Consider the following 26,754-nt stretch of genomic DNA (forward strand, 5'->3'; position numbering starts at 1 on the left):
TGGTCAGGCTGGATCGCGACTTGCCGCTAACGTGATGGATACCGATTCGGCAAAGCGCAGGGCGTGGGGTTTGTCCACTTCGACCTCGGCGTACTGCACCGAGGCGTTGCTCATCACCAGGTCCAGCAGTTCCTGGGTCAGGCGCTCCAGCAGGGCGAAGCGGTTGCCCTCGACGTGGGCGATGATGGCCTTGGTGATGGTGCGATAGTTCAGCGCGTGATCGATGTCGTTGTCGCGCACCGCATCTTGGGCGGGATACAGGATGGTCAGGTTGATCAGGACATCCTGCTTGTTGAGGATTTCTTCCTCGTTGATTCCGATGTAGGTCCGCAGGAGCAGGTCCTTGACTCGGATACGAGCCATTCCTGGCTGAAGTTGTGGCATTTACTTGCTCCGTCCAATCAATTGCAGGAATTCCTGGCGAGTGGTGCTCGATTCGCGAAAGGCGCCGAGCATCACCGAGGTATGCATGGTGGAATTCTGTTTCTCGACACCGCGCATCATCATGCACATGTGCTTGGCTTCGACCACCACGGCGACGCCGGCGGCCTGGGTCACGCTCTGCACTGCGTCGGCGATCTGCCGGGTGAGATTTTCCTGGATCTGCAGGCGCCTGGCGAACATGTCGACGATGCGCGCGATCTTCGACAGCCCCAGCACCTTGCCCGTGGGAATATAAGCCACATGGGCCTTGCCGATGAAGGGCAGCAGGTGATGTTCGCACAGGGAGTACAACTCGATGTCGGCCACTATCACCATCTCGTCGTTGTCGGAGGCGAACAGCGCGCCGTTGACGATTTCCTCCAGCGACTGCTCGTAGCCATGACACAGGTACTGCATGGCCTTGGCGGCACGCTTGGGCGTATCGAGCAGACCCTCGCGCTCGGGGTCTTCGCCGAGACCCTTGAGGATCTCGCGGTAGTGCTGGGGCAGGGAAAGGCTCATGCAAGGTCCTCGCGGGGCCGGTCTATTTGACGTGCCGCCCGCCGTTGACGGTCAGGGTGGTGCCGGTGACATAGGGATTGTCCAACAGGTAGCGCAGGCTCTGGTAGATCACTTGCGCGCCGGGCTCGATGCCCAGTGCGGATTTGGCCAGGGTCTTGGCGCGGTACGCCGCGTCGTCGTCGGGATTGAACAATAGCAGGGCCGGTGCGATGCCGTTGACCTTGATTGTCGGGGCGTACTTGGCGGCGAAAGACAGGGTCAGGCTGTCCAGGCCGGCCTTGCTGGCGCAGTAGGCGATGTGCTTGGCGCTGCCCTTGCGGGTCACGTCGTCGCTGATGTGGATGATGTCCGCCGGGCTGCAGGCCTGCAGCAATTGGGCGCAGTGCAGGTTGATCAGGTAGGGCGCCAGCATGTGCACGCCGAACATCCGGGCGAAGGCCTCGGTTTCCTGGCCCGGGCTTTCCTCGAGCCATTCCGAGGCGTTGTGGATGATCGCCCGCAGGCTGTCGGTGTGGGCCTTGAGCTCGGTGATCAGGGCCATGATCCCGGCCTCGCAGGACAGGTCGGCGAACAGCAGGGTCGCGCCCTGCTCACGCAGTGTTTCGAGCCCCGGGCGCTGGCTGCGGTAGGTGACGATCAGCCGATGCCCGTCTTCGAGCAGGCGCAACGCGCAGTGCAGGCCGACACGCTGGCTGGCGCCGGTGATCAGGATCGGTGCGGAGGAAGCGTTCATGGCGGGCTCGCGTCGGCGGGTAGGGCAGAACTATACCAGCGGGGGCGTCCGAGCGTGGGATGGATCGGCAGCAAGCCGGCACCGCTCCGTGGTAGGCGGTGGCCGGCTTGGGCGAGGCTCAGGAGTTCTGCGTCGAAGGCGCCACGGGCAGCCGGCGGGGCGGGGCGGCGTTGAGCCAGTTGGCCAGCAGCCGGGTGGACAGCGGGATGAAGAAGTAGACCATCAGTGGAGTCAGGGCCAAGGTGCTGACGAACACCCGGGGCAACATGCCCAGGTCGTTGAGCAGCGGGCCGAGGACGAAGTTGAACAGCAGCGAGACCGGGAAGAACGCCAGCCAGATCGCCACGGCCTGCTTCCAGCGCGGCGGACGCTGTCCGGCGGCGCCGAACCAGCCATCGATACCGCTGACCCGATGTTCCAGTGGATGGGCGAACAGATCGCTGCCCCGGGCCAGCCAGGCGGTACGCGAGGCGGAGTGTTCCCAGGTGTGCAGGGTCTGTTCGTCGGCGAAGCGGAAGATGATCTGGAATTCATCGTCGCCGGGCGGAGGGGCCAGGACGCCGGAGCCCAGGTAGCCGGGAAAGTCGGTGGCCAGTTGCTCGCCTTCGCGCAGCCAGGCGATCAGGTCCTGGTAGCGACCATCGGCAACGCGCCGGGCCACCATCAGGGTGACGGGTGAGGTAGACATCATGTATCTCCGTAAAACCAATACGCTGCCTGGGTAAGGCAGTCGTTGACGGGGCACCGGGGTGTCGGGCCGCACCTTGGACAAGCAAGGATTATTCCTGATTGGCACGGATGTACCAATGACAGTGGTCGGATATTCCCGCCCTTGAAGCTTCGGCACCCTGGGAGAGTAGAATGACGGCCATTTTGTCCATCGGTGTTCTCTCCCCCAGATGCCCGCCACCATTGCACCTTCCGTCACCCACCAGGCTCCGGACGCCCTCGCGCAGGACGAGCTGTTCCCGATCCGCGAGGTTTCCCGCCTGACCGGCATCAATCCCGTGACCCTGCGGGCCTGGGAACGACGCTACGGTCTGATCCAGCCGACGCGCACCGAAAGTGGGCACAGGTTGTATTCCATGCACGATGTTGAGGCGGTGCGCGAGATCCTCGGCTGGATCGAGCGCGGCGTGGCGGTGAGCAAGGTCGGGCGGATCATGGCCAAGAACCGCGCCGTCCAGACCCAGCTCAAGGCTTCGGCCGACGATGGCCAGCAGGATGAATACGCCCAGTGGCGCGATCAGTTGAAGCTGGCGGTCAATACCTTCGATGAAGAGCAGTTGGAGCGGATCTACGGCCAGGTGTTCTCCAGCTATGCCCTGCCGGTGGTGTTCCAGGACATCTTCCTGCCGTTCTGGAAGCAGCTGCTGCAGCAACGCGACACCTTCGGCCATACCAGCGAATGGCTGTTCCTGGATGCTTTCCTGCGCTCGCGAATCAGCCAGCGCCTGTTGTTGCAGCGCACAGACTCGCAGCCGCTATTGCTCACCGCATTCAACCAGCAATGCCGTGAGCTGGAGCTGCTGGTGGCGGCGCTGCTGCTGGGGCACGACCAGCTCGGCGTACAGGTGCTGGGGCCGGGAGTACCGCTGGAGGAATTGACCCTGGTCTGTGAAAAGCTCAAGCCCCAGGCCCTGGTGGTGTTCTCCAACCATGCGCCGACGGCCGAGCTGCCCAAGCGTCTCAAGCGCCTGGCGCTGACCCTGGATTGCCCACTGATGCTGGCCGGGGATGCCGCGGACCTGGCCCAGGACAGCCTGGCGGAGTCGCCAGTGGCCTGCCTGGGTGGAGAGGGGCGGTTGATGCAGCAGCGCCTGCGGCAATTCCTCGGCGGGCACCTGGATACCTGACACCGCGCGCGGATGCCTCAGGCGTGCAGGGCGGGGTGGGAATGGCGGTGTTGCTGGAGGATGAATTGGCGCAGGCGCTCGGTTTCCTCGGCATCGTCCTGCTCCAGGCGATAGGCGTAGAAACCCGCCTCGGTCTCGCGCTCGAAGTGCCCGCGCAGGGCGATCCGCTCATATCCCGAGGGGCTGAACCACTGGGCGAACTGCCTGGGCGGCCGGGTCTTGTTGCGGACCTCCAGCAGCACCCCCTTGAACGACACTTCCCGCACCCACAGGCGCCCGGGCTGGCCCTTGGCATTCTCCAGGGCCACCGGTTCTTCCAGGCCCAGGCGCCATGGCCGCACCATGGGGCCGTCCTCGAAGATGCTCGGTACTCCCAGGCGCAGGTGCAAGGCGTGGAATTCGTCTTCGACCAGGTGCAGCGGGAAGGTCATCTGCTGATTGTCGAAATGCGCCTGGATGGTGACCTTCTCGTTGGCCGCCAGGCGTGTCAGCAAGTCACGGATCTGCGAGCCGCCGTTGACCAGCAGGCTGGATGTGGTGTCGCGCACATTAAGGTGCGGGTTGTGCTGGATGCTCCGGATGAAGTCCAGTTCATCCTGAGTGAGAAGGGCGTCGCGCTGCATGATGTTGCTCGGAAGGTGGAAGACAAGTCAGCGGGGATACCCCTACGACCACTAAACCTGCGACTTATTAGGGCCGTTGGTCGCCTTGAGGGCGGCCAGTTCAGCCCGGGCCTCGGCCAGTTGCTGCTCCACCTGCGAGAGGCGCTGCTGGGCCTTGACCTGTTCGGTGACGTCCTTTTGCACCCCGATGAAATAGTGCAGCCGGTCGCTGTCGTTGAATACCGGGGTGATCGACAGCTCGTTCCAGAAGTGGCTGCCGTCCTTGCGATAGTTGCGCAGCACCTCGCGGCACGGCCGGCCCTCCTTCAGGGCCTGGCGGACCGCCTGCAAGCCTGGCTGGTCCCGATCGCCCGATTGCAGGAAACGGCAGTCCTGGTACAGCACTTCATCGGCGCTGTAGCCGGTCAGCCGCTCGAAGGCCGGATTCACATAGATCAGTATGGTGTCCTCGCCTTCCTGCTCGGCGACCACAATCCCGTCGTTGGAGGCGTTGATCATCCGTTGCAGCAAGTGGGCGTTGATCATCCCGGAGTTCCGTCTTCGATCGGCAAGGGCTGGATTCTAAGGCATGCTGGCATTGTGTCTACAGCTGCTTTGCAGCCTGAGGGCGAGCGAAGACGGGATTTTACTCCGTAGCTGTTAATATCCCAGGCTTTTAGTCAGCTTCAGGATCAGATTGATGAAAGTCGCCATCCTTTCCGGCACGGTGTACGGCACGGCTGAAGAAGTCGCCCAGCATGCCGCCAAACTCCTCGACGCCGCGGGCTTCCAGGCCTGGCACAACCCCCGTGCGACCCTGGCCGATGTCCAGGCGTTCGCGCCAGAGGCGTTCCTGGCCGTGACCTCGACCACCGGCATGGGCGAGTTGCCGGACAGCCTGCTGCCGCTGTACTCGAGCATTCGCGATCAACTACCGGCCGCCTGGCGCGGTTTGCCCGGGGCGGTGATCGGCCTGGGTGACTCCAGCTATGGCGATACCTTTTGCGGTGGCGGCGAGCAGATGCGCGAGCTGTTCGCCGAACTGGGCGTACGCGAGGTGCTGCCGATGCTGCGCCTGGACGCCAGCGAGACCGTGACCCCGGAAACCGACGCCGAGCCTTGGCTGGCGGAGCTGGTCAGCGCACTGCGGGGCTGACTGGCTGTTCCCGTAGCAGCGCCAGCCAGGCCTGTGCGGCCTTGGACAGGTAGGCCCCTTCGCGCCAGATGAAGGCAATGTCCCAGCGCAGGTACTCCGGAGCCTTCAGGGTCAGGCGTACCACGCCCGGGCGTACCAGGGCCCGGGCCACCACGCTGGGCAGCAGCACCACGCCCTGGCCCGCCGCCACCAGCGCCGCGAGGAAGTCCGCCTGGCCGCTGCGCCCACCTTCCCTGGGAGTGAACCCCAGCTGCTGGCAGGCCTGGAGCAGGCGGTCGTTGAGCACGAAGCTGCGCTGGTACAGCAGGAACGGGGTATCGGCCAGCTCCTCCAGGCGCACCTTGGCATTCATCGCCAGCGGATGATCGGCGGGCAGCAGGGCATCCAGCGGCTCATCGCAGAACGGCTGGTAGGCGAAGGCCGGATCCTTGGGAGTCAGGCTGCCGCCCAGTTCCAGCTCGCCGCTGCGTACCGCCTGCTCGACGTTCAAGCTGCCGCCCTCGAGCAAATGCACCTGGATATTCGGATAGCGCCGCCGGTACTCGGCGAAGCGGCTGGCGAACAGCGTATCGCTGCCCAGCATCGGCAGGCCCAGGCGCAGCTCGCCCCGGGTCATGTGGCTCAGGTCGTCCAGTTCGCTGAGCAGTTCATTGCGCAGACGCAGCATGCCCTCGGCCCGTTGTAGCACCACGTTGCCAGCGGCGGTCAGGTGGATGTGCGAACCCTGGCGCTCCAGCAACGGCGTGCCCAGGCTCTGTTCCAGCTGGGCGACCTGCTTGCTCACCGCCGACTGGCTGATATGCAGGGTCTTGGCGGCCTGGGTGAAGCCGCCCTGGTGGATCACTTCGACGAAGCTGCGCAGTTGCTTGAAATCCATGGTGGTAATTCCAGTTTGGAATGGCTTCCAGTCTAACAATTCGCTTCGGTGATGAAGGGGCTTTTCATAAAATAGGTCCCCGAGAGGACCGAACCACCATGAACATTCCCACCTTGAAACGCTTGGGCCGCCTGCTTTGCGAGCTGGCGGTGCTGCTGGCCATCTATTTTCTCGGCTGCCAACTGGCTACCTGGCTGCCCTGGCCGATTCCCGGCGGGGTCATCGGCCTGGCCATGCTGTTGCTGGCCTTTGCCCTGGGCTGGGTCAAGCCGGCAGCACTGCAATTGGGCGCTGGTCTCTTGATGGCCGAGATGCTGCTGTTCTTCATCCCGGCGCTGATGAGCCTGCTGGACTACGGCGGCCTGCTGCGCCAGGACGGCTGGCGGATCCTGCTGGTGATCGGCGTCAGCACCCTGCTGGTGATGCTGGTGACCGCGCTGACCGTGGAACTGGTGTGTCGCTGGAGGATGCGCCATGAAGCTTGAGGCGATGCCGATGTTCTGGCTGGCGCTGACCCTCGGCGCCTATCTGTTCAGCCGCTGGATCTACCGGCGCACCGGGCGCTACCTGTTGTCGCCGCTGATCCTGGTGCCGGCGCTGCTGCTGGCGGTCGCGGTGCCATTGCACACCGCCTACGCCGAATATGCCGCCAATACCCACTGGCTGATGCTGGTGCTGGGCCCGGTGACCGTGGCCTTCGCCATTCCCATCTGGCAGCAGCGCCAGTTGCTGATGCGCCATTGGTCGGCACTGCTGCTGGGCATGCTGGCCGGTAGCGCGGCCTCCATCGGCAGCTCCTTCGGCCTGGCCCGGCTCTTGGCCCTGGACAGCTCGGTGACCCTGTCGCTGGTACCACGCTCGATCACCACTCCGTTCGCCATGCCCCTGGCCCACGACCTGGGTGGCGTGCCTGAGCTGACGGCGGTATTCGTGATGTTCACCGGGGTCTTCGGCGCCATGCTCGGCGGCGTGCTATTGCGTTGGCTGCCCCTGCGCAGCGCCCTGGCCCGGGGTGCGCTGTTCGGGGTCGGCGCCCATGGCGCCGGGGTCAGCCGGGCCCACGAAGTCGGGGGCGAGGAAGGCTCGGTAGCGGGGCTGGTGATGGTGCTCACCGGGCTGTTGAACCTGTTCGCCGCGCCTTTGCTGGCGTCGTTGCTTTGACGTGAAGGCCCGGCGGCGCGGCTCGGCCGCCGGCTGACCCGCTCGGCCATCAAGCTGGCTGCCAAGGCGACTCCGTGGTGCGCCAGGGGTGTCTAGACTCCGAGGGTCCTCCTTCCAATAAAAGCCAACATGAGGTCCCAGCCGTGAGCCTAGCCCCCGTTCAATCCACTGCGAGTGTCAAGGACCAGGTCAGCGCCCTGGAATGGCAAACCCGCCTGGACCTGGCCGCCTGTTATCGCCTGGTGGCGATGCATGGCTGGGATGACCTGATCTTCACCCACATCTCGGCCAAGGTGCCGGGCACCGACGAGTTCCTGATCAACCCGTTCGGCATGATGTTCCATGAGATCACCGCATCCAGCCTGGTGAAGGTCGACCAGGCCGGCAACAAGCTGATGGACAGCCCCTACGAGATCAACCCGGCGGGCTACACCATCCACAGCGCGGTCCATGCGGTGCGCCACGATGTGCTTTGCGTGCTGCATACCCACACCGCGGCGGGCGTGGCGGTGTCGGCGCAGCGGCAGGGCGTGTTGCCCATCAGCCAGCAGTCGCTGTTCGTCCTTGCCAGCCTCGGCTACCACCCCTACGAGGGCGTGGCCCTGAACCCCGAGGAGAAGGCCCGGCTGCAGGCTGACCTGGGCGACAACAATTTCCTGATGCTGCACAACCACGGCCTGCTGACCTGTGGTGCGAGCATCGCCGACACTTTCCTGATGATGTTCATCTTCCAGCGTGCCTGTGAAATCCAGGTGCTGGCGCAGAACGGCGGTGCCGAGCTGATCGCCATTCCCGCGCCGGTGCTCAGCGGAGCCAAGGCGATGATCGCCGGGGTCACCCGCAGCGCCCAGGGCATGGGCGGGGTGTTGGCCTGGCCGGCCCTGCTGCGCAAGCTCGAGCAACTCGACCCGGGGTACAAAGCCTGATGCCTCTCGCCGAGATTCCCCTGAGTGTCTGGCGCACCCATGGGCAGGACTTGCAGTTTCGCGGCCAGGCCGTTCGTTACTGGGTGGCCGGGCAGGGCGAGCCGCTGTTGCTGATCCATGGCTTTCCCACCGCCAGCTGGGACTGGCACTACCTGTGGCAACCCCTGGCGCGGCGCTACCAGGTGATCGCCTGCGACATGCTCGGCTTCGGTGATTCGGCCAAGCCCCTGGATCACGACTACAGCCTGCTGGAACAGGCGGACCTGCAGCAGGCGCTGTTGGCGCATCTGGGGATCGCGGGGCCGCTGCACGTGCTGGCCCATGACTATGGCGACAGCGTCGCCCAGGAACTGCTGGCCCGGCATTACGAGGAGCGCATCGAGATCGCCAGTTGCGTGTTCCTCAATGGCGGCCTGTTCCCGGAAACCCATCGTCCGGTGCTGAGCCAGAAACTGCTGCTCAGCCCATTGGGCTGGATGCTCGGGCGCGTGTTCAGTCGCGAGGGCCTGGCCAGGAACCTGCAGCAGGTGTTCGGTCCGCAGAGCCAGCCCAGCGAAACGGTGCTGGACGACTTCTGGAGCCTGGTGCAGAGCAACCAGGGGCCGCGCATCCTGCACAAGTTGATCGGCTACATCCCGCAGCGGCGCCAGCAGCGCGAGCGCTGGGTCGCGGCCATGCAGCACGGCGAGGTGCCGCTGCGGGTGATCGATGGCGCCCAGGACCCGATCTCCGGGGCGCATATGGTCGAGCGCTATCGCCAACTGATCCCGCAGCCGGACACCGTGCTGCTGCCGGGCATCGGTCATTACCCGCAGATCGAGGCGCCGCGGGCGGTGCTCAAGCACTACCTGGCCTTTCGCGATGCACTACAGGCTCCGGTCAGCCGCGCCGTAGGCTCCTGAACCCTGCGGGGCACAGCCTCGCTGCGGCCCCGGCTCGACTATCCCGCTGTCTTATCGCGCACCATTCAGCTGCGGCCCTGTTCGTTGTAGGCCCCGGCCGGCTGGCCGACACTCGGATTCTTGTCCATTGGCCCTGCTGGAGTTCGGTATGAGTGAGTCTGTGCGCTTGGAAGACAAAGTGGTGATCATCACCGGGGCCGGTGGTGGCCTGGGGCGCGCCCACGCCTTGTTGTTCGCCCGCCACGGCGCCAAGGTGCTGGTCAATGACCTGGGTGGTTCGGCCCAGGGCGAGGGCGCCAGTGCCTCGGCGGCCGATCGGGTAGTCGCGCAGATCCGCGAGGCGGGCGGCATCGCCGAAGCCAACCACGACTCGGTGACCGACGGCGAGAAGATCGTGCAGAACGCCCTGGATGTCTTCGGCCGGGTCGACGTGGTGGTCAACAACGCCGGAATCCTGCGGGACAAGACCTTCCACAAGATGGACGACACCGACTGGGACCTGGTGTACCAGGTGCACGTCGAGGGGGCCTACAAGGTCACCCGCGCCGCCTGGCCGCACCTGCGCGAGCAGGCTTATGGGCGGGTGATCTTCACCGCCTCCACTTCGGGCATCTACGGCAACTTCGGCCAGTCCAACTACGGCATGGCCAAGCTGGGGTTATATGGCCTGACCCGGACCCTGGCGCTGGAAGGGCGCAAGAGCAATATCCTGGTCAACGCCATTGCCCCCACCGGCGGCACGCGGATGACCGAGGGCCTGATCCCGCCCCAGGTGTTCGAGCAGCTCAAGCCGGAACTGGTCAGCCCGCTGGTGGTGTACCTGGGCAGCGAGCAGTGCCAGGAAACCTCCGGCTTGTTCGAGGTCGGTGGCGGCTGGATCGGCAAGGTGCGCTGGGAGCGCAGCCTGGGCGCCGGCTTCGATCCGCGCCAGGGTTTCTCGCCGGAGGATGTCGCGGCCCATTGGCGAGAGATCTGCGATTTCGACGGCGCGGTCCATCCCAAGGACAACCTCGAGGCCCTCAAGGAGATGATGCAGAACCTGCAAAAGTACGCGATCTGATTGCGTCCGGCCGCCGCTTCGAACGCTTTCTCCCGGGCCATGTCCGAGCCCTGGAGCGGCGGCCGCAACTACCCTTCACGGGCGTCCTGCCCGGCCATTTTCCCAGGCATAAAAAAGGCCGCTGCAAGAGCAGCGGCCGAAGTAAGACGTTAGATCAAGGAGCTACAAAATCAACGTCAGTGAACCTGGGTGGGCGGCTTGGATCGAGTCGCTTCAAGCCTGCCGGAATCGGTTGCCGAGAAGCCCTGCACAGCACTTGTCTCGGTGGTGGAGCCAGGCTGTTTGCCGTGACTGCGAAAGAAGAATAAGCCCTGGCCGACCCCGGAAAAATAGCGATTCAGGACAAGGACTGTTACAGCCAGAGCAATAGTGTGCATTGATGCTCGCCTTGGTTATGAGCCTTGTATCGATGCCCGTGGACACTCTCGCGGTAGATCGACGAAGACCGCAGGCTGGTGGCCTTGGAGGGGCACCACGATGGTCGTGGCTATGTAATGGGGCACAGGGCGTGCGTGGGCTATCGCGACCAGTAGAGCCGGGCCCCAGTCGCCTTGCTCTCCGGCGCGTTGCACTAAGTGGCAGGCATTTGAAGCTGCACTTTCCATGGCCTGCTGAGCGCACTGACCAGAAGACAGCAGTGGTTTTAACGAACTCTTGGGGAAGCTCCCCGCGCACAGTAAGACAAGAGGGAATGGGCTGTTTGATGGTTGTCAGACGCTAATGGCCGCCCGCTGAGTCATAGGCCGTTTACCGTACGGCTGAGCGGAGTTTCGCCTTAGGCGCGAGGTAACCGGAATGTGCAGTAGATCTTATCGACCTTCCAACGTTGACAGATTAAACTCGCAGGCTTAAGAGGCCAGGGGTGGAGTGGCCGCTTGACTTGACAAAGCCAAGGTAAACCAATAGGGCGGATATTTTGTGCAAATTGTAGTTCCGATGTCGGGCTTTGGAGAGCGATTTCGTAATGCCGGATACTCTATCCCCAAGCCATTGATTGAAGTCGATGGAAAGCCCATCGTGGCCCATGTCATAGATATGTTTCCTGGCGAATTGAATTTCATCTTCATTTGTAACCAAGAGCATCTAGATGAGCCCGCTTATCGCATGAAAGACATTCTGAAGGAGTTCTGTCCTTCAGGGCGAATAGTCGGGATTGCACCTCACAAACTTGGCCCGATCAATGCTGTACGCCAGATAGAACATCTGCTTGACCCTAACGAGCCTGTGGTGGTCAATTACTGTGATTTCACTTGTTATTGGGATTGGCATCACTTTCAGCAATACGTCGTTGACACTGCTTGTGTAGGGGCTATACCCGCTTATAAAGGGTTTCATCCGCACTCACTAGGCAGCACGAACTACGCTTATATACGTGAAGTAGATGGTTGGGTTCACGATATTCAGGAAAAGCAACCCTATACAAGCAATCGAATGGAGGAATATGCCTCCAGTGGTACTTATTATTTCTCTTCAGCGCAAGTGATGCTTGATGCATTTCGCTTTGTGGTGGAGCAGGATCTGAATATTGGCGGTGAATATTATGTCAGCCTCGCCTACAAGTCACTTTTTAATGGTAAAGAGCCTGTAGTCGTTTACCCACTTCAGCACTTCATGCAATGGGGGACACCGGAAGACGTTGCTGAATACAATGTTTGGTCGAGTGCCTTCAAGGAATTGGCCACTCAGCCCGTAAACAGTACGGTGCCACAAGGAACTCTGGTCATTCCCATGGCAGGCCTGGGGCAACGTTTTGTTAATGAAGGATATGTGCAGACCAAGCCACTCATTCCCGTTTCTGGAGTGCCAATGGTCGTCCAGGCGACTCATGACTTACCGCCTGCCGAACAGCATGTCTTTGTATTGCGCAAGGATATGGTGGGATATGAGGGGCTGGCTCATGAGCTAAGAGAACTCTATCCAAGCGCGAACATAAAAACCATTGATCATGTGACTGAAGGACAAGCCTGCACAGCATCGATGGGGTTAGACGGATTGGAGTATAGAGGGGGGGAAGTGCCTGGCCCGATCACGATAGGTGCTTGTGACAATGGTGCGCTTTACAGCGCCGATGAATTCAACAGGCTTGTCAGTGATCCGTCAGTAGACATTATAGTCTGGGGCGTTCGAGGTTATCCTAATGCTTGCCGTCACCCAAAGATGTTTGGATGGATCGAGGCCGAGGGCAGCTTGATTCACTCGATATCTGTCAAGGCTCCATTAGATAAGCCTACGGTTGACCCCATTGTCTTGGGGACGTTTACCTTCCGTAAGGCAGAGTATTTTCATCGTGCCTTAGAACGGCTCATTGCCCGCGAAGGTCGAGTCAATGGTGAGTTCTACATAGACTCCTTGATTAATGATGCAATTGAGTTGGGCATGCGCTGTCACCTCTTCGAAGTGAGCAGTTACCTGTGCTGGGGTACGCCAAATGATTTGCGTACATTTGAGTATTGGCAATCCTGCTTCCATAAATGGGCTGGTCACTCCTACCGTTTGGAGCAGGATCGACGAGTTCCACGAGAGCAAGTTAGTGTGCTTGAGGAAAAGTATCAAAAGATGGTGCCTGAGTTGCCAAAGAGGCATGCATGATCAAGCGTGAGCTAGGTGTGTTTCTAGTTGTTGGTATCTTGAGTGTCCTGATCGATTTTTTCAGTTACCACGCTTTGCTTGGGCTCGATGTAAATATCGCAAAAACGGTAGGTTTTCTGAGTGGCGCATTGTTTGCCTACTTTGCCAACCGCTATTGGACATTCGGTTATAAGCCTCATGTGCCTGGTAGTATCTGGCGCTTTGCAATTTTGTATGCCAGTACTCTCGGGGCTAATGTCCTAGTCAACTATCTGGCATTGAAGTGGTTCTCCAATATATCTGCCCCCGTCCTGCTGGCTTTTCTTGTTGCGACAGGGGTTTCTGCTGGACTTAATTTTCTGGGTATGAAGATTTTTGTATTCAGAGCTCGTACTGCTTCGGAGCTTCAATGAGGCTTTCACTTGTTATCCCTTGTTATAATGAGGCAGCAAATTTGCCTCTATTGCTTGAACGTTGTAAGGAAGTGGTGTCTGGTTCGGATGTTGAAGTGATTTTAGTCGATAACGGCTCCACGGATAGCACTCCTGATGTTCTCGCCAAGTTGCTTCCTCAGTATCCAGGTTGCCGAAGCATTCGTGTCGAAAACAACAAAGGGTATGGTTTTGGAATTGTGTCCGGCTTGAAGGCTGCCAAAGGGCAAATTTTAGGTTGGACGCACGCAGACATGCAAACCGATCCGCAAGATGCACTTAGAGGACTGCTTCTGTTTGAGAAGTATGGCGATAATATATTTGTGAAGGGGCGGCGTTATGGGCGTCCCTTCATGGATGTCGTCTTCACTATCGGTATGAGCCTTTTTGAAACGGTTCTATTGACTAAACCGATGTGGGATATAAATGCCCAGCCGACAATGTTCTCTCGGGATTTTTTTAGCAGGTGGAGTGCGACTCCTGATGACTTCTCCTTGGACCTCTATGTCTATCATCATGCCCGACTGCAGAAACTGAAAATTTGTCGATTCCCTGTGAGATTCAGCGAGCGAGCGCATGGTGTTTCGCACTGGAATGTGAATTGGGCGGCGAAGTGGAAGTTCATTAAAAGAACCATTGGTTTTAGTCTTGAATTAAAAAGGAAGCTTTCAAAGTGAAACTAATTTCTCATCGCCGTAATACTATCGCTGAATTACAGGCAACTGATAGAAAATATGGCGTTGAAGTGGATATTCGCAGCAGTGGCCATGAGCTTATTATACATCATGATCCATTTGTTGTTGGTGAGTGCTTTGAAAAGTGGCTGGATTCTTACAAGCATGGAACCTTGATTCTCAATGTCAAAGAGGAAGGGCTCGAGGGGCGCTTGATTGATCTCATGGCATCGAAAGGTATTGAAGAGTACTTTTTTTTGGATCAGTCTTTTCCTTTTCTCATCAGGTGGTCGGGCAAGTGCGAACATCGCTGCGCTGTACGGGTATCAGAGTTTGAGTCGATCGAGACAGCATTAAGCTTGGCAGGAGTAGTGCGTTGGGTTTGGGTCGACTGTTTCACCAAGTTTCCGCTAAGTGAGGCTGATGCTGTACGTCTCAAGAGTGCTGGGTTCAAACTCTGTATAGTTTCTCCAGAATTGCAAGGGCGTGATGCCGAGACGGAAATTCCTGCCTTGGTAAAAGTTATGAATGCGCTGGCTATTGTGCCGGATGCGGTTTGTACGAAGCGCCTTGATATTTGGGAAAGTCTGGTAGTTACACAATGAGAAAAATGTGTTGGCATCCATTATTTTTCCTGGGACTTGCAATTCGTTTAGCTCTCATAGCCACTATGGCTCCTCTTGCAGTCTCCGACTGGTATGTTCCATTCTTGGGTGACAGCACTACGTCATTGACTATCGATCCTTGGTCAGTATGGGTCGCGGGTGGGGGAGAAGCGGGAGCCTTTCCTTATGGATATGCGATGTGGCTGGTTTTTTTGCCGATGGTATTTGTCAGCAAACTAATTGGTATTCCTCTGCAGTATGGCTACGAGTTGACATTGCTCATTGCCGATTTCTGCCTGTTCATTACATTGCATAATCTCCTGCCTGGGCGCCATCGGCTTTTACTTGTCGCCTATTGGCTTTCACCGATCGTCATTCTTGCGAGTTACATGCTAGGGCTGAATGACCTTGTTCCTGCTTTGTTTTTGACGCTGTCAATATTGTTTGTCCGGAAAGTCGAGCTAAAGAAGGCTGGGGTTTTTTGTGCAGCGGCTATTTCCGCTAAATTGAGCATGATCGTCGCACTGCCGATATTTATGATCTATCTGTACAACAATAAAGCTTTGCGGCAGCATATTTTAAAGTTCTTTTTTGGGTTCGCTGGTTGTGCATTGATTCTTGGTGTTCCATTTGCTTTTTCTGACGCCGGTATTCAGATGTTGTTCGGAAATCCAGAAATGGGAAAGGTTTATCGAATAGCACTGAATTTGGGTGGCGGAGTCTCTATTTATATAGTTCCGTTGATTTACCTGGTTATGTTGTATCTGGTATGGCGAGTTAGGCGTCTTAACTTTGATCTATTTCAGATAATTGTGGGAATGTCCTTTTTTCTGATTGTATTGATGGTTCCTGCCTCTCCTGGATGGTTCGTGTGGAGCTTGCCGTTTCTTGTTCTTAACCAAGCTACGAGTGGGCGTCTCTCTATGCTGTTGATAGGGGGGTTTTCTGCTTTATATGTAATAAGTACCCTTCTTGTCACACCACTATTGTTCTTCAATGGGGGCAGTTTCGATTTGAGTCAAATGCTCCATGTGACAGGGCATTCGGAAAATATGGCAGCCTCACTGCTGCATACCGCCATGGTGGCGATTGGCATGGTATTGGCTATCCGGATACTGCGTGAAGCAGTTACCCGCAATGACTTCTTCAGATTAAGTCGTAAGCCTTTTGTCATAGGAGTGGCGGGCGACTCCGGAGCTGGTAAAGATACCTTTGCTGATGCAATTACAGGTCTTTTCGGAGCCCACTCAGTCGTGAAGCTTTCTGGTGACGATTATCACCTCTGGGACAGACAGAAGCCGATATGGCAGGTGATGACTCATCTCAATCCCATGGCCAACGATTTGGAAGGCTTCTGCAGTGACCTTGTATCCTTGACCGACGGGAAGCTCATCCAGTCCAGGCATTACGACCATCAAACAGGAAAAATGAGTAAGCCGTTTCGAATTGCCAGCAACGATTTTATCCTGGCCAGTGGTTTGCATGCGCTGTATATGCCGATCCTCAGAGATTGCTGCAATCTGAAAATTTATCTTGATATTGACGAAGGCTTGCGGCGCTACTTCAAGTTGAAGCGGGATGTGCATCAGCGAGGTCATACTATTGAGCGGGTACTATCTTCTTTTGATAAAAGAGAGCCTGACTCCGAACGGTTCATTCGACCTCAATCGAGTCATGCCGATCTGATATTTGCATTACAACCGATTCATCCTCGGATGCTCGAGAGCTTTGATGACGAGCGCCCCTTGCGCTTAAAATTGATGGTTAAAACACGACATGGTTTCAATGAGCTTTGGTTGAACCGGATTTTAGTCGGTGTTTGTGGGCTGCATGTTGATATGGACGTCAGTAGTGATGGAGCAGAAGTTCAAATGACGATAGAGGGGGAATCATCTGCAGCAGATATGGAATTTGCCGCAAGTATGCTTAGTCCTCACGTCCTTGAGTTTCTAGATATCTCACCTGAGTGGCAGGATGGCATGGTCGGTTTGATGCAGTTGATCACCCTGTCACATATTGGCCAAGCACTTACAAAGCGATTTATATAATGAAAATAAATAATCAAGAGCGGTTTGCCCGCCTGCCTGATGCTATTTTGTTCGATACGGATAATACTCTATATCCTTATGATCCGGCGCACGCGGCTGCCCAAGCGGCAGTTCGGAATAAAGTTGTAGAGATGTTTTCTATTCTGCCGGAAGAGTTTGATAAGGCTTTTGATCAGGCTAGGGGGCAAGTTAAGGCACGTTTAAAGCACACTGCGTCTTCCCATAGCCGGCTGCTTTACCTTCAACGGATGCTAGAGATCATGGGCTTGGGGTCTCAGGTACTTCTAGCCTTGGACTTCGAGCAGACTTATTGGAGAACTTTTCTAAGTAATGCCATTTTGTTCGATGACGTAAAAGAACTATTGGACGATATTCGGCTTCTGGGAATTCCCGTCGCGATCGTCACCGATCTGACTGCGCAAATACAGTTCAGGAAAGTTGTGTATTTTGGGCTTGATCACTGTTTTGATTACATTGTCACCAGTGAAGAAGCCGGTTTTGACAAACCGCACGAAGCTCCTTTTCAGATTGCGTTGGAAAAAATCAGGCCAAAGGGTGACTGTATTTGGATGATTGGAGATAACCCAATAAATGACATTCGTGGTGCTAAAGAGCAAATCAAGGCCACTACCATTCAGAAAATACACAAAGGTGTAGTTGAAGGGGAGCGGGATTGCCTTCCAGATGCGAGTTTTGCAGAGTTTTCACAACTTAGAGAGGTTGTTCGGAGGCTGGCAAGATAATGGGTATTTCGCAAAGCCGCATTACGCGGGGCTTGGAGCGGGCTGCCTGCTTTCTACAGAAACATATTGGCATTCTGGCATGGATCGTAGGCGGGCTATTTCTCTTTTCCCTTTTTACGCAGGGGATTGCTAAAGGTGGGCGATGGGACCTTTATGAGGCCATTGCCATGGCAGATCAACTATCAGGTAAATTTGGTTATAGCCAAGGCTCTATAGACTGGTTCAAGCCTTCGACGCCTTACTTTCCAGGTGTATCATTTTTAGCTGCTCTCACTCGAACGTTTGGCGGTTATCAGGTCGAGATGCTGTTGTTCGCTGCGTCTGCATGTGTGGTTTTTCTGCTTTACTTATTGTTCTTCTTGTACAGAAGTGGAGGAGGGAGTTGGCCTCTTGCCCGCTTCTTTGTATTTTCGGTCGCGGTTTCTTATTTCTTTCTTCCTTCTTGGCTTGATTATGCAAAGGAGTTCAAGCCAGATGCTATATCGCTTGTGTTTTTTGTTGCGGGATCTTTAGCACTTCTAAAGCTTGAGCGAGGAGTGAATAGGGCAGTTCTGGTAGTTTCTCTGCTGGCTATTTCATTGCTGTTTAAACAGCAGATCGTCGCGCCGATGTTTGGTTTGTCATTGGTAAGCTTCTTGAAGCACGGCTCATATTTCGAAAAGATCAAGGATTTTACGTACATATGCTTGGGAGGAATCCTGGGATTAGGGATTGCTATAAGTGTCGAAGGAGGTCTTTTTTACGCGGTTTTATCTCATGTGGGAAGAGGTAGGGTATCTGTTGTAGATAAAGAGCATCTCCAGCTTTTTCTCGAAGTATTCGGAGTCGTTTTTTTTGCTTTAGCTGTTTTGGGTTTTAATTCCTTCAAGGAAAGACTGGCGGCTCTTGTTAGTAATGGAGCTGTTTTACTAATTCCCGCTATTTTTTGGTTTCTCGCCTGTTTTTCTGGGGCAATGAACTATGGCGGGAACATCGGAAATACTGCTGTTGGGATGGTTCTTTTCATACCCGCGGCGGCGATGTTCTATCAAAAAATAAATCCAGTGGTCATTTCTGGGCTTGCAGTTGTATTGATATGTTTAATCTCAACGGATGTCGCGACTAGTCATTGGTTGGAGGAGTATAGGGAAAGACTATCGCTCGATGCTGAAGTCGCCGAGAAAGTAGCGGACTATAAGCCTGAGTCTATTCTTGTGTCGGGTGATAGCTATATTTCGGTGCGGAATCTGGAGGTGGGAAGAATCTCGGAGATTGATACGTGGGCGCACATTCATCAAGGTGTAAATAGAAAGGAAGTTGCACCGGATGGAGGCTCTTTGATCGATTTTTTGAAACCCGACGCAATAGTCTGCGTACAAGGATGTTCGGTATTCGAGAAAGATTATTCCTTTCGGCCGCTTGATCATGGTTATAGGGAGGAAAGGATAGTTTCAGGTGGTAGAGATAAGGTTCTGTTTTTCAGGAGTGATTTGACTTCGGCTGCTCATCAATAGATGGCTTAGGTCTTTATGAGGGGTTTGGTTGCCTCAATGTATACCTATAGTTATCAAGGCTGGGGTTGCGAATAAGATGCACTTTGGCCTTGGAGTTGTTGAATTTCTGGAGAGAAGTGAGGATGTCAATGTTATCGATGGCTGAGCAGGTGAAAGCATATTGCGCTCGAGTAGGCGAAGACCCATTGCTAGTCCAGGGGGCAGGAGGGAATGCTTCTTGGAAGGAAGACAATTTACTTTGGGTTAAAGCATCTGGCACATGGCTGGCAAATGCTGAGAAGGAAGATATTTTCATTTCCGTTGATTTAGCTGACCTACGCGAGAGAGTCTCTAGTGGTGACTTCTGCTTGGTTCCAAAAGTCGTTGGTCAGTCAACGCTGAGACCCTCAATTGAAACAATTCTACATGGTCTGATGCCGCATAATGTAGTTGTGCATCTTCATGCAGTTGAAGTTCTGGCGTATCTGGTGAAGGAATCGGCTTTTGAAGAGCTGAGCGCGCGGCTAGGAAGCTCCTTGAAATGGTTGTTTGTCAATTACTTCAAACCCGGTGCAGACCTTGCCCGGGCTGTTCATGAACAGCTTGAAATGCATCCTGATGCCGATGTTGTTTTCCTCAAGAATCACGGGGTTGTGATTGGCGGTGCAAATACTCGTTCTGTTGAGCAGACGCTCGAAGAACTAATCTTGTATTTGCAAGTGAAGGCTATTCAAGCTACGGGAGATAGTCTATCGCCGACGCTTGAATTGACGTCTTTACCTAGTGGTTATGTTCGTTGTGTTGATGAAGAGATCAATCAGTTAGCAATAAACTCCAGATTGTTTTCCCGGCTGAAAAACGCTTGGGCGCTTTACCCGGATCACATAGTATTTTTGGGGGCGGAGGCATCTATTGTTGAGGCCGCGAGCGATTTTGTTTCTCTACAAGATACCTCGACCAGGCCACATTATATTTTCATTGCGGGCCATGGTGTGTTTGCAAATGAGTCGGTCGCTGAATCGCACCAGGTGCAGTTGCGTTGTTATTACGATGTGCTTGTCAGACAGTCGGAGTTTGAGGAACTGAGTTCGCTCACCTCTTCTCAAGTCGCTGAGTTACTTGGTTGGGATGCCGAGAAGTACCGGCAGTCTTTAGCTGTCTGAGCGATACCAAGAGCTCTGTAGGAGTGCAGGCTGACTTCCACGTTTGTCGTGTGGAGGGGAGCGCGCTTGAGTATGGGAGAGAGCGATGCATTTACATCTAAAAACGTATGGTATGAAAATTTCCCGTTGTTGGTTTACGAATGCTGCTTGCAATTACCACGATGTTCCGTTGTCCAGAGCCTCGCTCGTTTCTTCAGCATTTTTCCCTAGTCACCGGAGCCCTACCCTTGCTGGCTTTTGGGACGGCAAGCATTCTGCCCTGGGTGCGCGCCAATAATAGTGGCAGGATCGCGCCGCTCACCCGCTTGATTCAGACGCAGCAACCGGCCAGATAGTTTCGCCACAGCCGTGAGACCATTTGCTGAGTCACGACCACGGACCCAATGTGTGCTGGGGGGCGGCCTACCCAGAAGATGACTCAGGTCCGGCCTCAATGAGCTGAACGCTAGCCATTAGTTACTTCACCTGGGGCTGATAGCCCATGCGCCAGCTCACCGTACGACAGGCCGCCAGCAGGCGTTGCGCCGCCGGGCCGTTTTCGTCGGCATGGAACATCGAGGCCGGTCCGACCACCGTCAGCACCGCGGCGATCTTGCCGGTGGCATCGAACACCGGCGCCGACAGGGCATCGACCCCGGGCATCAGCAGCCCGTGGATGTGGTGCAGGCCGCGCTGGCGGATCTGCTCGGCCAGGGCATCGTGAACCTGGCTCTCGGCCAGGGGATGGGCGTCGGCCTCGGCCAGTTCCTCCTGGCGCAGGTCGAGGGTTTCCCGCAGCGGCAGGTAGGCGTTGAACACCAGCCCGGTGGACGAACTGAGCAGCGGCAGCACCGAGCCCAACTGGGTGACCACGGTCATCGCCCGCACCGCGGGCTCGATGTGCACCACGGTGGCGCCCTGGTTGCCCCACACCGCGAGGAAACAGGTTTCGTTCAAGTCATCGCGCAGCTCGGCCAAGGGCAGGGCGGCGACTTTCAGCACATCCATGCTGCCCAGCGCCGCGAGGCCCACCCGCAAGGCTTCGCGGCCCAGGCCATAGTGGTTGGTGGCGGTGTTCTGCTCGGCGAAGCCGCTGGCGATCAGTGCCTGCAAGTAGCGATGGACTTTGCTCGCAGGCATCTGCACATGCTCGGCCAGGCGCGAGAGGGACGTGGACGGCGAGAGTTCGGCAAGAGCCTTGAGGATGTCGGTGCCGACCTCGGCCGAGCGGACTTTCTGTTTACCGTTGCTGTCGCTGGTGCTGCGCGGCTTTTCCATGGAGGTGTAGGGGTCCCGTGACAAGTGGCGGTCTTTATAGCTTGACGCTCCTGGGCAATCAAATTACGTTATGCGTAATTGGATTACGATAAAAATAACCCAGGCGTGCCGATAACTCTTGCGAAGGAGTGGTGGGCCCCTGCCTATTCCAACTTCCAGGAGGCTCCATGAACCTCGATTCTTCGGCGTCCGCCCTCAGCTACCAATCCGGCTTCGGTAACGAATTTTCCAGCGAAGCCCTGCCAGGCGCACTGCCCGTCGGCCAGAACTCCCCGCAGAAGGCCCCCTACGGCCTGTACGCCGAATTGTTCTCCGGCACGGCCTTCACCATGACCCGCAGCGAAGCCCGGCGCACTTGGATGTACCGCATCCAGCCTTCGGCCAAGCACCCGTCCTTCACCCGTCTCGAACGCCAGTTGGCGGGCGGCGACCTGGGACAAGTGACGCCCAACCGCCTGCGTTGGAGCCCGTTGTCGATCCCGGCGGAGCCTACGGATTTCATCGATGGCCTGGTGGCCATGGTGGCCAACTCGCCGGCGCAGAAACCGGCCGGCATCAGCGTCTATCACTACCGCGCCAACCGCTCCATGGAGCGAGTGTTCTTCAACGCCGACGGCGAGTTGCTGCTGGTGCCCGAGCTGGGCCGCCTGCGCATCCTCACCGAACTGGGCGTGCTGGAGCTCGAACCGCTGGAGATCGCCGTGCTGCCGCGTGGCCTGAAGTTCCGCGTCGAGCTGTTGGACCCGCAAGCCCGTGGTTATATCGCCGAGAACCATGGCGCGCCGCTGCGCCTGCCCGACCTGGGGCCGATCGGCAGCAACGGCCTGGCCAACCCCCGGGACTTCCTGGCCCCGGTGGCCCATTACGAAGACCTGCGCCAGCCCACCGCCCTGGTCCAGAAGTACCTGGGTGAGCTCTGGGGCTGCGAGCTGGATCACTCGCCGCTGGATGTGGTGGCCTGGCACGGCAACAACGTGCCGTACAAATACGACCTGCGCCGTTTCAACACCATCGGCACCGTCAGCTTCGACCATCCGGACCCGTCGATCTTCACCGTCCTGACCTCGCCCACCAGCGTACCGGGCATGGCCAACCTGGACTTCGTGATCTTCCCGCCGCGCTGGATGGTGGCCGAGAACACCTTCCGTCCACCATGGTTCCACCGCAACCTGATGAACGAGTTCATGGGCCTGATCCAGGGTGCCTACGACGCCAAGGCCGAAGGCTTCCTGCCCGGCGGCGCTTCGCTGCACAGTTGCATGAGTGCCCATGGCCCGGATGGCGAGACCTGCACCAAGGCGATCAACGCCCAATTGCAGCCAGCCAAGATCGACAACACCATGGCCTTCATGTTCGAGACCAGCCAGGTGCTGCGCCCGAGCCGTTTCGCCCTGGAATGCGCCGAACTGCAGAACGACTACGATGCTTGCTGGGCTTCGCTGCCCGTCACCTTCAACCCGAATCGGAGATAACCCATGACCTTGTCCACCATCACCCGCAGCTGGGTCGAGTCTGCCAACGGTCACCCCGACTTCCCGTTGCAGAACCTGCCCCTGGGCGTCTTCAGTACCCAGGGCTCGGCACCTCGCAGCGGCGTGGCCATCGGCGAGCAGATCCTGGACCTCGAGGCCGCGCTGGATGCCGGCCTGTTCGAAGGCCCGGCCAAGGCCGCGGTGGAGGCTACCCGTGGTGGCCAGTTGAACGCCTTCTTCCAGCTCGGTCGCCCGGCCCGCGTGGCCCTGCGTGAGCGCTTGCTGGAACTGCTGGCCGAAGGCAGCAGCCTGCAAGGCAAGATCCAGGCCCTGGGGGCGAAGCTGCTGCCCCAGGCCACCGATTGCCAGATGCATGTGCCGGCCAGGATCAATGACTACACCGACTTCTACGTGGGCATCGAGCATGCGCAGAACGTCGGCAAGCTGTTCCGCCCCGATAACCCCCTGCTGCCCAACTACAAGTACGTGCCGATCGGCTACCACGGCCGGGCCTCGACCATCCGCGCCTCCGGTGCCGACGTGCGCCGGCCCAAGGGCCAGACCCTGCCGGCCGGGCAGAGCGAGCCGACCTTCGGTCCTTGCGCGCGCCTGGACTACGAGCTGGAACTGGGGATCTGGATCGGCCAGGGCAACGAGCTGGGCGAGTCGATCGCCATTGGCGACGCCGCCGAGCACATCGCCGGTTTCTGCCTGCTCAACGACTGGTCGGCGCGGGATATCCAGGCTTGGGAATACCAACCGCTGGGGCCATTCCTGTCCAAGAGCTTCATCACCAGCATCTCGCCCTGGGTGGTGACCGCCGAGGCCCTGGAGCCCTTCCGCAAGGCCCAGCCGGCGCGCCCCGAAGGCGACCCGCAACCACTGCCGTACCTGCTGGACAAGCGTGACCAGGCCAGTGGTGGTTTCGACATCGAGCTGGAAGTGCTGCTGCTGACCAGGACCATGCGCGAGCAGGGCTTGCCAGCCCATCGCCTGACCCTGAGCAACAGCCAGTACATGTACTGGACCGTGGCGCAGATGGTGGCGCACCACAGCGTCAACGGTTGCCAGTTGCAGGCCGGCGACCTGTTCGGTTCGGGCACCCTGTCCGGCCCGCAGAGCGGCCAGTTCGGCAGCCTGCTGGAGATCACCGAGGGCGGCAAGAAACCGGTCGAGCTGGCCACTGGCGAAGTGCGCAAGTTCCTCGAGGACGGCGACGAGATCATCCTGCGCGGGCGTTGCCGCCGCGAAGGCTTCGCTTCCATCGGCTTCGGCGAATGCCGGGGTACCGTCCAGCCAGCCCGCTAGCAGGCTGTTGAAAAACGTAGGCGAGGCAGCCAGCGCAAGGCAAAAACAGGCAAAAGCGCAGTTTACGAGTGGTAAATGAGCATTTTGAGTCTGTTTTTAACGCAGCGATGACAACGCAGGTAGATTTTCAACGGCCCGCTAAGGGGAGTGCAGTATGGAGCTTTATACCTATTACCGTTCCACCGCGTCCTACCGGGTGCGGATCGCCCTGGGCCTCAAGGGCCTGGACTACCAGGCCATCCCGGTCAACCTGCTGGTGCCCAAGGGCGGCGCCAACCGCCTGCCGGAGTACCTGGAGATCAACCCCCAGGGCCGGGTTCCGGCCCTGCGTACCGACCAGGGCGACCTGCTGATCCAGTCGCTGGCGATCATCGAGTACCTGGAGGAGCGTTATCCACAGGTGCCGCTGTTGCCCGAGGATCTGGTCGGCCGTGCCCGTGCCCGGGCCGTGGCGTCCATCATCGGTTGCGACGTGCATCCCTTGCACAACTCCAGCACGCAGAACCTGCTGCGTGAATGGGGCCATGAGGAGGCGCAGTTGCTGGTGTGGATCGACCACTGGATCAGCCAGGGCCTGGCAGCCCTGGAACAACTGATCGGCGATGCCGGCTTCTGTTTCGGCGAGCAGCCGGGACTGGCCGATGTGTTCCTGATCCCGCAGCTGTACGCCGCCGAGCGCTTCAAGGTGTCGTTGGAGGCCTACCCGCGGATTCGCCGGGTGGCCGCGCTGGCTGCCGAGCATCCGGCGTTCCAGGCCGCGCACCCGGCCAACCAGCCCGACACTCCGGCCTGACCCTGGACGCCCTGGCCCAGGGCGCACCCGGCCCCTGCAGCCGCTTTGGAGCTGCTGCAGGATCTTGAGTCCCACCACCAGAGGATCTGCCCAGGCGCCTCTCGCATCACCCTCCATAACCATAAGAAACCGAACAGGTACCTTGCGATGCAAAACCAGATTGCCAGCTTTCGCGCTGCGCTCGACGCCCGCCCGGTGTCCGGCTATCAGTGGTCGTTGTTGTTGCTCCTCGCCTTGCTGCTGGTCACCGATGGCTACGACGCCCAGGTCCTGGGCTACGTGGTACCGGCCCTGGCCCAGGACTGGGGCCTGGAGAAAGCCGCCTTCGGCCCGGTGTTCAGTGCCAACCTGCTGGGCCTGACCCTGGGCTCCCTGGCGGTGACGCCCCTGGCGGATCGTTTCGGCGTGCGCCGGATCCTCCTGGGCTGCGTGCTGATCTACGCCAGCCTGACGGTGTTGATGGTGTTCAGCCAATCCCTGGACAGCCTCATGGCCGCGCGCTTTATCTGCGGTATTGGCATGGGTGGGGCGATGCCCAGCGCCATGGCGCTGATGTCCGAATATTCGCCGCCGCGCCTGCGCACCCTGATGGTGACCCTGGCCGCCTGCGGTTTCTCCTTCGGTGGTGCGGCCGGCGGTTTCGTCGCGGCCGGCTTCATCGATCGCTTCGGCTGGGAGGCGGTGTTCCTGGCGGGCGGCGTGACCCCGTTGCTGCTGTTCCCGTTCCTGCTCTGGCGCTTGCCCGAATCCCTGCCACGCCTGCTGCGCGATGCGCCACCCTATGCGCGCCTGCGCAAGCTCAGCGCGCGCATGCTGCCGGACTGGCAGCCGCCAATGGCGAGCGGCGATGAGGGCCAGCAACAAACCGGTGGCAAGTTCACGGTGGTGGAGCTGTTCCGCCAGGGGTATGCGCGGCCGACGCTGCTGATCTGGTCGACCTTCTTCGTCAGCCTGATCCTGCTGTATTTCATGATCAGCTGGCTGCCGACCCTGCTGCTGGAAAGCGGCCTGGCCTTGAAGCAGGCCAACCTGGTGACTTCGATGTTCCTGTTCGCCGGAACCTTGGGGGCGATCTGCATGGCCTGGGTCGCCGATCGTCTCAAGCGCAAGGTGCGGCTGTTGTCCGCAGTGCTCGCCCTGGCGGCGCTGTGCACCGTGCTGCTGGGGTTGAACCACGACAACCCGCGGTACCTGGTGGTGTTCGTGTTCGCCGCGGGCTTTTGCATCATCGGCGGGCAGCTGACCCTGAATGCCTTTGCCAGCAACTTCTATCCGGCCCAGGTGCGTGCCACCGGTACCGGCTGGGCGCTGGGAGTGGGGCGCTTCGGTTCGATCCTCGGGCCGCTGCTGGGCAGCATGTTGCTGGCGATGCATATCCCGGTGCAGCAGATTTTCTTCTTCTGCGCGGTGCCGGCCCTGCTGGCCGCGTTGCTGATCATCCGGGTGCGTGCACCCTCCGAAGGGAGCGACGGCGGCACAGGCGCGGCGCAGCCGTTGCAGGCACCGCTCAAGTCCTGAGGGGAGAGCGGGTCAGCAGGCCAGGTGCTTGATCATCGGCACACAGGCCAGGGTCAGGCCCCGGGGTGACTGGTACTGGGCGACGCGCTCGCCGACGAAGCCGCACTGGCGGTAGAAGTCCGCGGCATTCAGGGTCGAGTCCAGGATCAGGTGCGACAAGCCGGCCTGCAGGGCCTGCTGTTCGAGGTAGTCCATCATCTGCCGGCCGATCCCGCGGCCCATGTAGGCCGGGTCGACGAAGACCGCATCGACCTGGCCTGACTCAAGGTCGAGGATGGCACTGGCGGCGACCTGGCCGTCGATGACCGCCACGTGCCCGTTGCTTTCCAGCCATTCGATGAAGGACTGGCCAAGGTTGCCAGCGGTCCACACTTGCAGGTCGGCAGCCGGGTAGTACCCCGCGCATTGATGGTTGATGGCCTGGTTACGTATGTCGAAGACTCGTTGCGCGTCGCCGCCGTGGGCTTTTCTGATCAGCATGCTC

General features: G+C 58.5%; 28 protein-coding genes. 19 read left to right on the forward strand and 9 right to left on the reverse strand.

Annotated elements, in window-relative coordinates:
* Positions 1-3: 3 nt before the first annotated feature.
* The 4 genes from folX to GDH07_RS27910 form a co-directional block, all read right to left on the reverse strand.
* Positions 4-384, reverse strand: a complete 381-nt coding sequence (gene folX, locus GDH07_RS27895; RefSeq protein ID WP_031320912.1) for a dihydroneopterin triphosphate 2'-epimerase — start codon at positions 382-384, stop codon at positions 4-6.
* Positions 385-945: a GTP cyclohydrolase I FolE gene (gene folE, locus GDH07_RS27900; RefSeq protein ID WP_022642355.1), complete on the reverse strand. Its 561-nt coding sequence runs from the start codon at positions 943-945 to the stop codon at positions 385-387.
* Positions 946-967: 22 nt separating this feature from the next.
* Positions 968-1,678 (reverse strand): dihydromonapterin reductase, encoded by a 711-nt coding sequence (folM, locus tag GDH07_RS27905; RefSeq protein ID WP_152896655.1) that lies wholly within the window; start codon positions 1,676-1,678, stop codon positions 968-970.
* Positions 1,679-1,796: 118 nt separating this feature from the next.
* Positions 1,797-2,366 (reverse strand): antibiotic biosynthesis monooxygenase, encoded by a 570-nt coding sequence (locus GDH07_RS27910; RefSeq protein WP_053134180.1) that lies wholly within the window; start codon positions 2,364-2,366, stop codon positions 1,797-1,799.
* Positions 2,367-2,577: 211 nt separating this feature from the next.
* On the opposite strand from GDH07_RS27910, the gene GDH07_RS27915 reads away from it, so the two are divergent.
* Positions 2,578-3,534 carry a MerR family transcriptional regulator gene (locus GDH07_RS27915; RefSeq protein WP_152896656.1) on the forward strand — a complete coding sequence of 319 codons (957 nt, stop codon included), beginning with the start codon at positions 2,578-2,580 and terminating at the stop codon, positions 3,532-3,534.
* Between the two features lie 17 nt (positions 3,535-3,551).
* On the opposite strand, the gene GDH07_RS27920 is transcribed toward GDH07_RS27915, so the two are convergent.
* Positions 3,552-4,157 carry a hypothetical protein gene (locus tag GDH07_RS27920; RefSeq protein ID WP_152896657.1) on the reverse strand — a complete coding sequence of 202 codons (606 nt, stop codon included), beginning with the start codon at positions 4,155-4,157 and terminating at the stop codon, positions 3,552-3,554.
* 51 nt (positions 4,158-4,208) lie between these two features.
* Complete coding sequence (locus GDH07_RS27925) at positions 4,209-4,682, reverse strand: PAS domain-containing protein (RefSeq protein ID WP_022642361.1); 474 nt, start codon at positions 4,680-4,682, stop codon at positions 4,209-4,211.
* A 154-nt stretch (positions 4,683-4,836) separates the two neighbouring features.
* Between GDH07_RS27925 and GDH07_RS27930 the strand changes: the two genes are divergently transcribed.
* Positions 4,837-5,292: a flavodoxin gene (locus GDH07_RS27930; RefSeq protein ID WP_152896658.1), complete on the forward strand. Its 456-nt coding sequence runs from the start codon at positions 4,837-4,839 to the stop codon at positions 5,290-5,292.
* Here the strand turns inward: GDH07_RS27930 and GDH07_RS27935 are convergent.
* The gene (locus tag GDH07_RS27935; RefSeq protein ID WP_022642364.1) at positions 5,273-6,169 is read right to left on the reverse strand and encodes a LysR family transcriptional regulator; all 897 of its coding nucleotides are present in this window, start codon (positions 6,167-6,169) and stop codon (positions 5,273-5,275) included. The two genes, GDH07_RS27930 and GDH07_RS27935, sit on opposite strands and share 20 nt — an antisense overlap.
* Before the next feature lie 98 nt (positions 6,170-6,267).
* On the opposite strand from GDH07_RS27935, the gene GDH07_RS27940 reads away from it, so the two are divergent.
* The 13 genes from GDH07_RS27940 to GDH07_RS28000 all read left to right on the forward strand — a co-directional run bounded on the left by GDH07_RS27940 (position 6,268) and on the right by GDH07_RS28000 (position 19,922).
* Positions 6,268-6,654 (forward strand): CidA/LrgA family protein, encoded by a 387-nt coding sequence (locus GDH07_RS27940; protein ID WP_022642365.1) that lies wholly within the window; start codon positions 6,268-6,270, stop codon positions 6,652-6,654.
* Positions 6,644-7,330, forward strand: a complete 687-nt coding sequence (locus tag GDH07_RS27945) for an LrgB family protein (RefSeq protein ID WP_053134186.1) — start codon at positions 6,644-6,646, stop codon at positions 7,328-7,330. The genes GDH07_RS27940 and GDH07_RS27945 overlap by 11 nt, the downstream gene beginning before the upstream one ends.
* A gap of 143 nt (positions 7,331-7,473) precedes the next feature.
* Positions 7,474-8,256, forward strand: coding sequence for a class II aldolase/adducin family protein (locus tag GDH07_RS27950; protein ID WP_022642367.1), 783 nt, complete (start codon positions 7,474-7,476; stop codon positions 8,254-8,256).
* Complete coding sequence (locus tag GDH07_RS27955; protein WP_152896659.1) at positions 8,256-9,158, forward strand: alpha/beta fold hydrolase; 903 nt, start codon at positions 8,256-8,258, stop codon at positions 9,156-9,158. The genes GDH07_RS27950 and GDH07_RS27955 overlap by 1 nt, the downstream gene beginning before the upstream one ends.
* Positions 9,159-9,306: 148 nt before the next feature.
* Positions 9,307-10,218, forward strand: a complete 912-nt coding sequence (locus tag GDH07_RS27960) for an SDR family oxidoreductase (RefSeq protein WP_022642369.1) — start codon at positions 9,307-9,309, stop codon at positions 10,216-10,218.
* Between the two features lie 918 nt (positions 10,219-11,136).
* The gene (locus tag GDH07_RS27965) at positions 11,137-12,807 is read left to right on the forward strand and encodes a sugar phosphate nucleotidyltransferase (protein WP_218584724.1); all 1,671 of its coding nucleotides are present in this window, start codon (positions 11,137-11,139) and stop codon (positions 12,805-12,807) included.
* Positions 12,804-13,199, forward strand: a complete 396-nt coding sequence (locus GDH07_RS27970; protein WP_152896660.1) for a GtrA family protein — start codon at positions 12,804-12,806, stop codon at positions 13,197-13,199. Before GDH07_RS27965 ends, GDH07_RS27970 begins: the two co-directional genes overlap by 4 nt.
* Entirely contained in the window at positions 13,196-13,894 is a 699-nt protein-coding gene (locus tag GDH07_RS27975) for a glycosyltransferase family 2 protein (protein ID WP_152896661.1), read from the forward strand. Before GDH07_RS27970 ends, GDH07_RS27975 begins: the two co-directional genes overlap by 4 nt.
* The gene (locus GDH07_RS27980) at positions 13,891-14,496 is read left to right on the forward strand and encodes a phosphatidylinositol-specific phospholipase C/glycerophosphodiester phosphodiesterase family protein (protein ID WP_218584725.1); all 606 of its coding nucleotides are present in this window, start codon (positions 13,891-13,893) and stop codon (positions 14,494-14,496) included. The genes GDH07_RS27975 and GDH07_RS27980 overlap by 4 nt, the downstream gene beginning before the upstream one ends.
* A gap of 125 nt (positions 14,497-14,621) precedes the next feature.
* On the forward strand, positions 14,622-16,544 hold the full coding sequence (locus GDH07_RS27985) for a nucleoside/nucleotide kinase family protein (RefSeq protein ID WP_218584726.1): 1,923 nt from the start codon (positions 14,622-14,624) through the stop codon (positions 16,542-16,544).
* Complete coding sequence (locus tag GDH07_RS27990; RefSeq protein ID WP_152896663.1) at positions 16,544-17,287, forward strand: HAD family hydrolase; 744 nt, start codon at positions 16,544-16,546, stop codon at positions 17,285-17,287. The genes GDH07_RS27985 and GDH07_RS27990 overlap by 1 nt, the downstream gene beginning before the upstream one ends.
* Entirely contained in the window at positions 17,287-18,780 is a 1,494-nt protein-coding gene (locus GDH07_RS27995; RefSeq protein ID WP_152896664.1) for a hypothetical protein, read from the forward strand. The genes GDH07_RS27990 and GDH07_RS27995 overlap by 1 nt, the downstream gene beginning before the upstream one ends.
* Positions 18,781-18,902: 122 nt before the next feature.
* Positions 18,903-19,922 carry a class II aldolase/adducin family protein gene (locus GDH07_RS28000; RefSeq protein ID WP_152896665.1) on the forward strand — a complete coding sequence of 340 codons (1,020 nt, stop codon included), beginning with the start codon at positions 18,903-18,905 and terminating at the stop codon, positions 19,920-19,922.
* 456 nt (positions 19,923-20,378) lie between these two features.
* Here the strand turns inward: GDH07_RS28000 and GDH07_RS28005 are convergent, their stop codons facing one another.
* The gene (locus GDH07_RS28005) at positions 20,379-21,179 is read right to left on the reverse strand and encodes an IclR family transcriptional regulator (protein WP_152897300.1); all 801 of its coding nucleotides are present in this window, start codon (positions 21,177-21,179) and stop codon (positions 20,379-20,381) included.
* Between the two features lie 167 nt (positions 21,180-21,346).
* Between GDH07_RS28005 and hmgA the strand changes: the two genes are divergently transcribed.
* The 4 genes from hmgA (at position 21,347) to GDH07_RS28030 (ending at position 26,270) form a co-directional block, all read left to right on the forward strand.
* Entirely contained in the window at positions 21,347-22,651 is a 1,305-nt protein-coding gene (gene hmgA, locus GDH07_RS28010; RefSeq protein WP_022642371.1) for a homogentisate 1,2-dioxygenase, read from the forward strand.
* Between the two features lie 3 nt (positions 22,652-22,654).
* Positions 22,655-23,959: a fumarylacetoacetase gene (fahA, locus tag GDH07_RS28015; protein WP_022642372.1), complete on the forward strand. Its 1,305-nt coding sequence runs from the start codon at positions 22,655-22,657 to the stop codon at positions 23,957-23,959.
* Between the two features lie 154 nt (positions 23,960-24,113).
* The gene (maiA, locus tag GDH07_RS28025) at positions 24,114-24,752 is read left to right on the forward strand and encodes a maleylacetoacetate isomerase (RefSeq protein WP_022642373.1); all 639 of its coding nucleotides are present in this window, start codon (positions 24,114-24,116) and stop codon (positions 24,750-24,752) included.
* 147 nt (positions 24,753-24,899) lie between these two features.
* Positions 24,900-26,270 (forward strand): MFS transporter, encoded by a 1,371-nt coding sequence (locus GDH07_RS28030; RefSeq protein ID WP_022642374.1) that lies wholly within the window; start codon positions 24,900-24,902, stop codon positions 26,268-26,270.
* 12 nt (positions 26,271-26,282) lie between these two features.
* On the opposite strand, the gene GDH07_RS28035 is transcribed toward GDH07_RS28030, so the two are convergent.
* Positions 26,283-26,750 (reverse strand): GNAT family N-acetyltransferase, encoded by a 468-nt coding sequence (locus GDH07_RS28035; protein WP_152896666.1) that lies wholly within the window; start codon positions 26,748-26,750, stop codon positions 26,283-26,285.
* Between the last annotated feature and the right edge of the window lie 4 nt (positions 26,751-26,754).

The organism is Pseudomonas piscis (assembly GCF_009380155.1).
Lineage (GTDB): Bacteria > Pseudomonadota > Gammaproteobacteria > Pseudomonadales > Pseudomonadaceae > Aquipseudomonas > Aquipseudomonas piscis.